The following is an 11,735-nucleotide window of genomic DNA, read 5'->3' as shown; positions in this document are numbered from 1 at the left end:
TTTGTGTTCACCCTTTCCCACGAGTACCCGCGCCGCGAGCAGGTGATGCAGTATGGCGAGGATGACCTGACCTTTATCTCGCGCCTGCTGGCCGAGGTGGGTATCTGGTTTCACTTTACCCCGGACACCCGGCTGGGCATTGATGTGGTGGCGTTCTGTGACAGCCCGGCCCACTACCAGCCGGGCGTCACGCTGCCGGTGGTGCCGCCCTCGGGCCTGCATGATGAGGGGGTGGAGTCAGTGTGGAGCCTGGTCAGCGCCCATCAGGTGGTGGAGAAGTCGGTCAGCACGCAGGACTATAACTACCGGCAGGCCGCGGAGGACCTGCGCGCGCAGGCGGAGGTGGCGTACGGCGAGGTGACGACCTACGGTGAAGCCTACCACTACGCTGATAACTACCTCACCGCCGGCAGTGCCGGACGTGACCCGGAGGCTGAGAGCGGCGCGTTTTATGCCCGTGTCCGCCATGAGCGCTACCTGAATGCCCGGACGCAGCTCACGGCGGTCACCAACTGCGCCGGTATTGCACCGGGGCAGGTACTGACGGTCACCGGCGGCATGGGCGTACCGGAGGCGTTCCGCCAGGGCGTGGTGATTACGGCCCTCACCGCCACGGCCCGCCGGGACAAAAACTTTGAGGTGGAAATCACGGCGATACCCAGCGCAGAGGCGTACGGCTTCCGGCCCCCGCGCATCCCGAAGCCGACGATGGCGGGCACCCTGCCGGCCCGCGTCACCAGCACCCAGCGCAATGACCCCTACGGCCATATCGACAAGCACGGGCGCTATAAAGTCAACCTGCTGTTTGACCGGGCCGGCTGGCCTGCGGGCGAGGAGAGCCTGTGGGTGCGCCAGTCACGCCCCTATGCGGGCGACACTTACGGCCTGCACCTGCCGCTGCTGGCGGGTACCGAGGTGGCGATAGGCTTTGAGGACGGCAACCCCGACCGGCCCTATATCGCGGGCGTGCTGCACGACTCCTCGCACCCGGACCACGTCACTATCCGCAACTACAAGCGCAACGTCTTAAGAACGCCTGCCAACAACAAACTGCGCCTCGATGACACCCGCGGGCAGGAGCACATCAAGCTCTCCACCGACTACGGCGGCAAAAGCCAGCTGAACCTCGGCCATCTGGTGGACAGCGAGCGCCAGCCGCGCGGCGAGGGCTTTGAGCTCAGAACCGACAGTTACGGGGCGATACGCGCCGGAAAGGGCCTCTTCATCAGTGCCGATGCGCAACCCGGGGCGCAGGGCAAGGTGCTGGAGATGGCCCCGGCCGTCAGCCTGCTTAACCGCGCGCAAGAACAGATGCAGGCTATCTCAACAGATGCCCAGACTGCCGGCGGTGCCCCGGCTGACCTGCAGGCACAAATCACGCTGCTGCAACACAACCTGGATGCGCTGAAGCAGGCGGTGCTGCTGATGCATGCGCCGCAGGGGGCGGCCCTGGCCAGCGGTGAGCATCTGCAGTTGTCAGCTGACCAGAACCTTATCGCCACTGCCGGAAACAACGCCGACATCAGCGTGGCGAAGAAGCTCTTTATCGGGGTGGGTCAGGCGCTGAATGTGTTTGTGCGCAGACTGGGTATCCGGCTTATCGCCAATCAGGGGGCGGTACAACTGCAGGCCCAGAATGATGGGATGGAGCTGCTGGCGAAAAATGGCCTCACCCTTACCAGCACCGATGATGAAATCGTCATCACCGCGAAAAAGAGAATAACGCTGAACGGCGGCGGGAGTTATATCCGGATAGATGAAGACGGCATTGAGTCGGCCACGATGGGCGATTATGTCACTAAAGCCGGGTATTATGAGCGACGAGGTGGGAGCGCGATAAAAATAGCATCTCCTGTCTTCCCAGTTATAGATCAAGGTAAAGAGGTTCTTGAAGCAAGCAAGCAAAGTTTAAGATTTGCACTATCTGAAGATGCCATAAAAAAACCTTATTTTATACGAAATCGGGCTAAAGATTTGGTTGAGCAAGGAATAATAGGTGAGGACGGACGCACACCAAGAATTAAATTGGATAGTCCTGAGCAATTTAGTTTGACCGTAGGTGAAGGATGGGAGGTGAATTTAATTGATATTTTTGAAGCTTCTCAGGAGGAAGTGTTAAAAAAAATTGATTATGAGCAAGGGGAGTATATAGACCCCTATATTGATAAGTTAGATTTAGATGATGGAAACTTTCTACCGCCAAAGTTTATTGCAAATATTTTTGGTATTATTGAAGGTGAAGAGTAACAATTCCCATTAGATTGAATATTGCCAGGGGATATATGCGATCGATAATTCTGACTTTTTGTGCTTTATTTGCATGTTTTTCCCATGCTGATTGTTTTAAAAATGGAGATGCTGTTACCTTGACTGGTATGCTTGTAAGTAAAACTTATCAGAGCCCTGAGGATATACCTGAGCCGATTAACAAGCTGGTTTTAGAGCTAGATGAACCATTAGATTGTATGGTTGATGTTGATAAAACATTTGAATCATGGGGAAAAGATATAACCATCTTCCCTCCTCATGCTGAAAAATATAAGAACATTGAATCCTTAATGTATAAGCATGTTCGTGTTTCAGGAAAATTGGTTTTAGCAGTTACAGCATATAATTTTACCGCCATATTATTGTTGGCGAATGAGATGACCATTATCAGCAACTAATAATTATTGATATGAAGATAAAAGGTTAAAAATATGAAATATATTAGAGCCTCACATGATAAGACATCACTTACAGCTGAGTTCATAGCGCATGATGGAACTAGATATTTACGCGCTGGAGGCACACTAAGTTGGCGCTTTTTTAATCCAGGAAATATACGCCCTTCAAAAACATCCGTTTGTAATCCATTGAAAATTGGCATTGGCCAGACAAAAAACGGCAGTTTCATGATTTTTCCGAATGATGAAACAGGCTGGCAAGCATTAAAAATTCTATTAGAAATAACGTATAAAGATTTCACGGTTGAGCAAATAACCAATGTTTATGCACCAAGTAAAGATCATAACAACTCAGAAGAATACACAAATTTCATTATTAATGAAGCACGTGTGAAAGGAGATGATTATATAAGAGATATGGATGATGCTACTGTTGAAAGAGTTATGGAAGCCATAAAAAAAATGGAAGGTTATTATAACAAGAAAGAAACCAGAAAAGAGAGGGTGATACCTACAACCAATATTTTTATTTCTGATGGAAATAAACCCATCCCAAATGAAAAGGTAAAAATAATCATCGACCAATGCGCTTATGAGTGGAGTTCAAATAAATATGGAGAAGTTCCAGCAATAGCTCATCTTCCAAATAGAAATAAGATTGAAATTTTAGTGGAAAATATTGATGGAAAAGATGAGAAGGTTTATTCAGCGCTAGCGGGAGCTACAAGTAAAAATATATTGCTTCTCAAGAGTAACCAAACCTTCATAGCAAAAACCGGAGCTCATAAAGAAAGTGAAAAATCCACGGAAGATTATGTAGTTAAAAAAGGCGATAATCTTAGCAAGATCGCTAGGCAATTTCATACAACGGTAAAAAGAATTGCTAATTTAAACGAAATTAACAATGTGGATGTTCTTTCAATTGGGCAAAAAATAAAAGTTCCGGGAGGTATGAGTAAACCACAACTGTTAAAGTCAACTGTATTGCCGACATCTCAACAGATAAGGAAAAATCAGGTGGAAATTAAGACAGGAGTCTCTGACAATGGTTACCCGCAGGCTAATATCGGGAATGCAACAGAACAAGCGCCTTGGATGAAAGTAGCATATCAAGAAGGTAAGTATCGGTGGAAATGGGGAGCAGTAAAGGAAAATGATGGAGGAATTAATTACCATAAGGAAATAGGTACTTCAAACTCATCAATGTCCGGAACATCAAATGCATGGTGTGCATCTTTTGTTAATTTTTGTTTGAAGCAAGCCGGGTACCTAACCTCTAGAAGTGCAAACTCACAATCTTTTGCTTACAGTCCAAACTTTGTTAAGGTAGATGCCCCAGTGTATGGTGCAATTGCTGTTTTCCATAAGAAAGGATCGAAAAGATCAGGTCATGTAGCTTTTGTTTATTGTAAGACAAAAGATGGTGAAATTGGGGTTTTAGGAGGTAACCAAGCTGATAGTGTTACAGTTAATCCTATGTATTATGTATATAGCAATCCGAAATTAGGTTATGAGTTAATTGGCTATTATGTGCCTACAATTTATCAGAAGTATGCTGAAAATATAATAAAAGCAGGAGGAGATTTAGAAGTCATATATAATGATATAGCTTCAGTAAGAAAGTCATTAGGGTCATCTCCTATCTCTACAAATGATAGTAAAACAAGATAATATAAGGCAGTGAATGCATTCATGAGGATTTTATTATTTTTAATTATATATTACCCATCATTTATTTTTGCTAAACATATAGAGTGTATCAATCAACTGGAGGCGGCCTCGCTTGTAAAGCGCCTTTCTAATGAGTCAATAAGTAGTGATATTTTGAAAGAAATGGCGATAGAAAATTTGCAGGAGAGTTTTGACCAATACTCCTATTTGCGTAGTAATAATTTAATTATAGCAAGATCAAATGAGGTGGTGTTTGGATGGGGGGGAGGGAAAAATTTTAATATGCCATCTGAGTACTCAAAAGAATTTCCCGAGGAAGGGATCTGTGTTTGGGAAATAACTTTTTCTTTACCTGAATATGTTAGGAGAATGTGTGACGATGATGGTGCATATGGCTATTTCTTTAATTTTAGAAAGGAAGATGGTGTTATGAAGTTAAATTCTATTGTTGATATTATTGATGAATTACCTAACGGAGAGGTTGCGTGCAAAAAGATGAGTGATTATTTGAAAATAAATGGTGAAAAATAAATTTATTTCTAGTGATTTATAAAATATAAGAATCATTTTAATTGTATTTATTTTTGGTTAAATTCATGGCCCACTTACTTAGTAAAATGTAATAATAAACTATTCTAAGGTGTATAGAAAATGATAAGCCTGAAAGGTTGCTTTTACAGATGGCGCTGCACACTTTTCACAAATAATCGGCCATGTTTTTATTAGACTGCACATTTTATTATGGAGAGTAAATTCCATTAATTTTTATATGGTTATCACTTTCATGAGTGCTCTATTTTTATTTCTTAGAATAAAATTGGTTTTCTTATAAATATGTATAAATAAACTTATATATGATGATATGTTAAAAGCGGATGCCGGGGATTTGAGGTCTGTTAGTTTTTTAGGGTTTTATCATATGAACTGAATAATGTTACGTACCATCTTACTGAGGATAGAGCTTCTTTTGAGAAAATAATATTCGAAATTTATGAAAGAATTTTATTAAAAATAATAAACTATGGTGAAGTAGTTATCATGTCTGTAAAATTAAAAAAAATTCCTCGCCAAGCATTCCGTCCATCCCCGCCTAGGCGTATACGCTGGTTGGCAACATTGATTTTCTTGTTATTGACTGGAATAGGGATGTCATTATTTTTGGAAAAAGGAGCTTGGGAGGATAATTTACAAAAATTTGTGATAATAGCCTTAGGTTTTCCTTTGGCAATCTGGTTGCCAGCTATGGCAGGACGTGAATTGCTCTATAGCATACGTCACATCCGGGCGAATGGCTGGGACTCACGTCGTCAGAAATTTATCTTCGAGGAAGTCAGGCGCGGGAGACGATCTTTACAGATATTACATTCTACGTATTTTACAGCGCTATATTCTCCTTTGCTTCCTCAACCTGAAGAATCGCAATTATATTCATTGCTCGCCGGTGAGGAGGCCATTAAAACTCAATCTTCTCTTATAAGTAAAGAGAGCGTCCGGCACAGTTATCTTTCTTTTAATAAGAAAATATTTCCTAAAGAACGTGTCGGTGAAGTTTTATTTCATATATTGAGCAATATAAAGAATAGCTTGGAAAAGTTCCCGGCAGATAAGCCGGTAGCTGTGTTATTAGATACAGAAGGAGCATTGGCTTATCAAGAAATTAAATTTTTCTTGGAAGCTGAATGGAAAAAATTAGGTTTTAGGCAAATATTTTACTTAATTGATCCCATATCGAAAGGCCTTAATTATCTTGATTATTGGCTAGATAAGCGAATCAAAGATAATGCGTTATTATTAGTCATTGCTTTCCACATTGCTCCGGAATTCCCTGAAATGACAGCAGAGGCGGCGGTAGGACTGTTACTGGGCAACAGACTTACACAGAAGGAATTGTCTCCTCTAGCTTATCTCCATCGCCCTGAAAAATCACTGATAGCTGACCTCGCTTCGGGTATTAAACAAGCACTGGACTGGGTGCCTATGCCTTCAGAAGAAATTCTGCATGTGTGGCTTTCTGGTCTGTCGCATAAAGCACATATCGAAGTTGCAGGTTTAAGCAGCAAGCCACCGCTGGCATCAGTAGATCCGAATAGTGCAATTTACAACCTAGATAATACCTTAGGCTATTCCTGTTGTGCTGCACCATGGCTGGCTATTGCAGCGGCAACGCAAGCTATACAGCATAATCCTCTGGAACAACTTATTTTAAGCGGCAACCCCGCATCCGACGAATCTCTCTGGAGCGTAGTGGTTTCCCCCAATGCAGCGCAACAGGAGATCAAAAAGTGAAGGGAGTGCGTATTAATAAAATTGTAGAAAATATACAAACGCCGATAAAAAAAACATCAGCCAATAATTTTCCTTCTTTAGGAAGATTGCCCGCATTCTATTTTTGGGTGGTAACAATAATCTTATTAATGATGGGTGTCATAGGTGTGTTTATTATTACCTGGCAGCCTGAAGTAGTAGGGATGCTGATGAACTCAGAGAATCAAAAATACTGGCAAATAGGTATAGGGATAAGTTGCACAATTTTAATAGCATTCATGGGTCTGTTTTATCTTGCAATTTATTCAACAGGAGCACATGAGTTCGAGGTTTTGCGTTATCAGGTTTTAGGAGATGATGACGTTGAAGAAAAAATAAAATCTTTAGAAGAAACAAAGGCACTCATCTTTGGTCTTTCCCAGCTTAAATCCCATCTCCGCACCCGCTACCACCGGCTCTGGCGTTATAAAGTCCGTTTGCTGTGGGTAATGGGGGAGGAGGCACATATTGCCGCCATCGCCCCCGGCCTTAAGGAAAAACAGTGGCTGGAAGGCGACCGCACGGTGCTGATTTACGGCGGCAGCCCGCGAAATACACTAGATAAAGAGCGCCTGAGCGAGCTGCGCACACTGCGCCGCAGCCGCCCGTTGGATGGGATCGTGCTGGCGCTCACGCACGACCAGGCGACGCCATCCACGCTGGACACGGCCTTGCGTACCCTGGAGCAGGTCGGTGAATCGCTGCATTACCAACCTGTCGTCTACCTGTGGCAGGTGTGTGATACACCGTGGTCCCAGGATGAACGAGAGGCACAACCCGTGGGGGCGTTGTTCCCCGCGCGCGCCACCCCGGAGATCGTCAGCGAGCAACTCACTGCAATGCTGCCGTTGCTGCGTGAGCAGGGTATGCAACAGGTATGCGACCGTCCACCACACGATTTTTTGCTGCGTCTTGGTCAGTGCCTTAAAGAAAAACAGATTGCCCACTGGAAGACGCTGCTGACCCCCTGGCTGAGGACGCATCTGAAGCGTGTTCCGCTGCGAGGGCTGATGTTCAGCCTGCCGCTGTCGCAAAAGGAAAACGCGGAAGAGGGGGGGCATGAGCATGCCTGGGGTGCTCCGGCTATCTGGCAGGGTGTGCTGACAGACTGCACCGGTACGCGCGGTGTCTGGGTCGGGTTGCCGTGGCAGCGCACGCTCGGCTTCTCCCTGCTGGGGATAATAGCCCTGTGCGCAGCAGGCAGCCTCATCTCATTTGCGGTGAACCGTCAGCAGATGATTTCTGCCGCTGCACAGGCGCAGCAACTGGTACATGCCGTCGTGCTTACTGATGAACACCTTATTGCGTTGCATGCGCTGCGTAATGATATCGGGCGTCTGCAACAACGTGAAAAAGAGGGCGCGCCCTGGTATCAGCGCGTTGGCCTGAACCACAACCAGCAGCTCCTGCAGGCACTGTTGCCCTGGTACGGTGCGGCGAATAATCGCCTGATACGTGATGGGTCGGCCCAACGACTGCATGCTGAACTCGACACGCTGGCCGCTCTGCCGCCGGGCAGCCCGCAACGGGCGCAACGGGCAAAACCGGGTTATGACCAGCTTAAAGCCTATCTGATGATGACGCGTCCGGAAAAAGCAGATGCGGCATTTTACATGCAGGTAATGAAAAACGTGGATCCGGCACGTAAAGGCTTGTCGCCCGCCCTCTGGCAAAGCCTTGCCCCCGATCTGTGGGCTTTTTACATGCAGAATTTACCGTCCCAGCCAACCTGGAAAATAACCTCCGATGCCGCGCTGGTGGCCCAGGCCCGGCGGGTGCTGCTGGAACAAATTGGGCAGCGCAATGCGGAAAGCACACTGTATGAAAATATGTTGGTCTCCGTGCGCCGCAACTATGCGGACATGACGCTTGAAGCGATGGCCGGAGATACTGATGCCCGTCGTCTGTTCGCAACACAAGACGTGGTGCCCGGTATGTTTACCCGCCAGGCGTGGGAAGGGGGGATCCAGGAGGCGATTGATAAGGCGGTGGCGTCCCGCCGCGATGAGATTGACTGGGTGCTGAGTGACAACCGCAAATCCGTGTCTGTGGATATCTCGCCCGACGCGTTAAAGAACCGCCTTACCGAACGCTATTTTATTGATTTTGCGGGTGCCTGGCTGGGCTTTCTTAACAGCCTGAGCTGGAACCCGGTGCAAAACCTGTCTGATGTTACCGATCAGCTCACGCTGATGAGTGATGTGCGCCAGTCACCGCTGATTGCCCTGATGAATACACTGGCCTACCAGGGCCAGGCGGGGCGGCAACGCGAGGCACTCTCCGCGTCATTGATGAAATCGGCCAAAGACCTGCTGGGCAAAGAGGAAAAACCCATCATTGACCAGCGTGCCGCCGGGCCGGCCGGCCCATTGGACAGCACCTTTGGCCCGCTGCTGACGCTGATGGGTAAAAACAGCACGCAAACAGTCATGGCGGCTGACAGTTCCCTCAGCTTACAGACCTACCTCACCCGCGTGACCCGCGTGCGCCTGAAACTTCAGCAGGTGGCTAACGCGCCTGATCCGCAGGCAAGAATGCAGCAACTGGCGCAGACGGTGTTCCAGGGCAAAAGTGTTGACCTGACGGACACCCAGGAGTACGGCAGCCTGATTGCGGCCAGCCTTGGTGAGGAATGGAACGGTTTTGGGCAAGCCATGTTTGTTCAACCCTTGTCCCAGGCCTGGGAAACCGTCCTCCAGCCTTCGGCCGCCAGCCTTAACGACGTATGGCAGCGTGCAGTCGTCACTAACTGGGCATCGGCCTTCACCGGGCGCTATCCGTTTGCCGCCGGAAAAACGGACGTCTCGCTGCCGATGCTGGCAGAGTTTATCAGACGGGATACGGGGCGGATAGACCGCTTCCTGACGACGCAATTAGGGGGCGTGCTGCATAAAGAGGGCAACACGTGGGTAGTGGATGAAACCAGCAGCCGGGGGCTGACCTTTAACCCGGCATTCCTGAAAGCCATCAATCAGCTAAGCCAGTTGTCTGACATTTTGTTTACTGACGGCAGCCAGGGCATCAGCTTTGAAATGCAGGGGGTAGCGATGCCGGGCATCGTGGAGACGCAGCTCACGCTCGACGGCCAGCTACTGCATTATTTTAACCAGTTGCCGGCGTGGCAAAGCCTGCGCTGGCCGGGGGTAATCAATAAACCGGGTGCCATGCTGACCTGGACTGACACCGATGCAGGCGCACGCCTGTTTGCTGATCACAGCGGGGCATGGGGGTTCATTCGCTGGCTTGAGCAAACCCGGCGGGAGAAAGTGGGAGATGGCCTGTACCGGCTGACTCTCACCACACCGGACAACCGGCAGGTGCAATGGTTGCTGCGCACTGCACTGGGCGATGGTCCGCTGGCGTTGCTGAAACTGCGTAACTTTATGCTTCCGGCGGAGATATTCCGTATAGAAACGGCCGCGCTGACGCCGGCTGAGGCAACGCCGGCGGATACGATGTTGCCGGGCATTATTGATACAGAGGAAGAATAACGTATGGCTACACTCAATACCCTGCTTACTGCCTGTCAGTCTCCGGCTGATGTTCTGTTGACGCAGGCCCGGCAACAGCTCCACCTATGGGCGCACTGGCTTCGGCCGGTCACGGCAGAGGCACCCACCGGTGATGACCCCGGCTATGATGATGACTTCCAGCAGATGCGTGAAGAAGTCAATAAACTCACCGGCGCTGATACAGCGCTGGTCTGTGAACTGGCGGAAAAACTGCTTACCACCGTAAGCAAGGATGTGCGCGTCGCGACCTATTACGTCTGGGCAAGGCTGCACCGTGACGGGGAAGCGGGTCTGGCAGAGGGGCTGATGCTGCTGGCCGGGTTAATACACCAGTTTGGTGACAGCCTGCATCCGTTACGCGCCAACAGCCGTAAAGCGGCGCTGGAGTGGCTGGCAGGCAGCAGAATGCTGGACAGCCTGTCACTCTACCCTGAAGTGACAAAAACGGACTTTGAGCGTATTACCAGCGCGTTAACCCTGCTGGAGCAAGGCATTTCTGCCTGGGATGAGAGCACCCGCCCACGGTTAAGCAGCCTGTATGCCACGCTGGAAAACCGTCTGGCCCAGGCCGGTGGGCTGGAGGCTGTCGTGCCGCAGAACAGCGGGTCTGCTGAGAGTATTCCTGCTCCGTCCCCGGATGCGCCGGCCCTGAAACCGGTCGCATCGGGGCGTGAGTTGCTTGAGCAGGCAAAATTGCTGGCGAACTACCTGCGTGACCAGCCCCAGGGCTGGCTCTCCGGCCACCATTTAATGAAGTGCATCCGTCAGGATACCTTGCACGAATTACCGCCGCTGGATGCAAACGGCCGTACCCGGCTGGTGCCGCCTAAACCGGAGCATCGGGCGCTGCTCAAACGCCTCTGGTTGCAACAGAGTTGGCTGGAGTTACTGGAGCAGGCTGACAGCCTGTTTGCACAGGGCGTCAATCATATCTGGCTGGATTTACAATGGTATATCCATCAGGCCCTCACCCGGGCAGGTGCGCCGTATGACGCCTGGGCCGATATCATCAAACAGGATTTGCAGGGTTTGCTGACCCGCTTGCCGGGGCTGGAGAGCCTGACCTGGAACGACGGCACTCCCTTTGCTGATGAGGTAACGCTGAACTGGATCAACCAGCATGTGATGGAGCCGCCTGCCGGCTGGGGCGAACAGCACACGGCTTCCGCTGTGGCAGCGGGGGACGACGATATCCTGCAACTGGAAGCAGAGGCGCTGCGGCTGGCCGACAGCGACGGTATTGATGTCGCGCTGAACTGGTTACAGCACCGGCCGGGCACCATCACCCCGCGCCACCGGTGGCTGCTGCGGTTACTGATGGCCCGCGTCACCGAGCAGTACGGTAAAAATGAGATGGCGCTGCACTTGCTGGGTGAGTTGGACGATAACGCGGCCACCCTCACGCTCACGCAATGGGAACCGGAACTGTTGTTCGAGGTTAAAGCCCGCCGCCTGAAACTGCTGCGCATGAAAGCCGGGCGGAATGACACAGACAAAACCCGCCTGAACACGGAAATGGAGAATTTGCTCGCCGGGCTTATCGCCCTCGATCCAGCCCGCGCGGCCGTGTTATGTGCCTGAC

Annotated in this window: 7 protein-coding genes; all 7 read left to right on the top strand. The window is 49.7% G+C overall.

Annotated features, from left to right (window positions below):
• A partial coding sequence (locus JK232_RS02810) for a DUF2345 domain-containing protein (RefSeq protein WP_212588788.1) occupies positions 1 to 2,247 on the top strand: 2,247 nt, incomplete at its 5' end.
• 35 nt (positions 2,248 to 2,282) lie between these two features.
• Positions 2,283 to 2,666, top strand: coding sequence for a DUF4431 domain-containing protein (locus tag JK232_RS02805; protein WP_212588787.1), 384 nt, complete (start codon positions 2,283 to 2,285; stop codon positions 2,664 to 2,666).
• Positions 2,667 to 2,699: 33 nt separating this feature from the next.
• Positions 2,700 to 4,337 (top strand): LysM peptidoglycan-binding domain-containing protein, encoded by a 1,638-nt coding sequence (locus tag JK232_RS02800; RefSeq protein WP_212588786.1) that lies wholly within the window; start codon positions 2,700 to 2,702, stop codon positions 4,335 to 4,337.
• Between the two features lie 21 nt (positions 4,338 to 4,358).
• Entirely contained in the window at positions 4,359 to 4,868 is a 510-nt protein-coding gene (locus JK232_RS02795; RefSeq protein WP_212588785.1) for a hypothetical protein, read from the top strand.
• Between the two features lie 507 nt (positions 4,869 to 5,375).
• Entirely contained in the window at positions 5,376 to 6,623 is a 1,248-nt protein-coding gene (locus JK232_RS02790) for a hypothetical protein (RefSeq protein WP_212588784.1), read from the top strand.
• Between the two features lie 128 nt (positions 6,624 to 6,751).
• Complete coding sequence (locus tag JK232_RS02785) at positions 6,752 to 10,132, top strand: ImcF-related family protein (RefSeq protein WP_212588783.1); 3,381 nt, start codon at positions 6,752 to 6,754, stop codon at positions 10,130 to 10,132.
• 3 nt (positions 10,133 to 10,135) lie between these two features.
• Positions 10,136 to 11,734 (top strand): type VI secretion system protein TssA, encoded by a 1,599-nt coding sequence (tssA, locus tag JK232_RS02780; RefSeq protein WP_212588782.1) that lies wholly within the window; start codon positions 10,136 to 10,138, stop codon positions 11,732 to 11,734.
• Position 11,735 lies beyond the last annotated feature (1 nt).

The organism is Nissabacter archeti (assembly GCF_018257325.1).
Lineage (GTDB): Bacteria > Pseudomonadota > Gammaproteobacteria > Enterobacterales > Enterobacteriaceae > Chimaeribacter > Chimaeribacter arupi.
This window is presented reverse-complemented; position numbering and strand designations above follow the sequence as displayed.

Excerpts from the sequence above, each read along its gene's own strand:
- JK232_RS02805 (WP_212588787.1), top strand. The coding sequence starts at position 2,283 with ATGCGATCGATAATTCTGACTTTTTGTGCTTTATTTGCATGTTTTTCC.
- JK232_RS02800 (WP_212588786.1), top strand. The coding sequence starts at position 2,700 with ATGAAATATATTAGAGCCTCACATGATAAGACATCACTTACAGCTGAG.
- JK232_RS02795 (WP_212588785.1), top strand. The coding sequence starts at position 4,359 with ATGAGGATTTTATTATTTTTAATTATATATTACCCATCATTTATTTTT.
- JK232_RS02790 (WP_212588784.1), top strand. The coding sequence starts at position 5,376 with ATGTCTGTAAAATTAAAAAAAATTCCTCGCCAAGCATTCCGTCCATCC.
- JK232_RS02785 (WP_212588783.1), top strand. The coding sequence starts at position 6,752 with ATGATGGGTGTCATAGGTGTGTTTATTATTACCTGGCAGCCTGAAGTA.
- tssA (WP_212588782.1), top strand. The coding sequence starts at position 10,136 with ATGGCTACACTCAATACCCTGCTTACTGCCTGTCAGTCTCCGGCTGAT.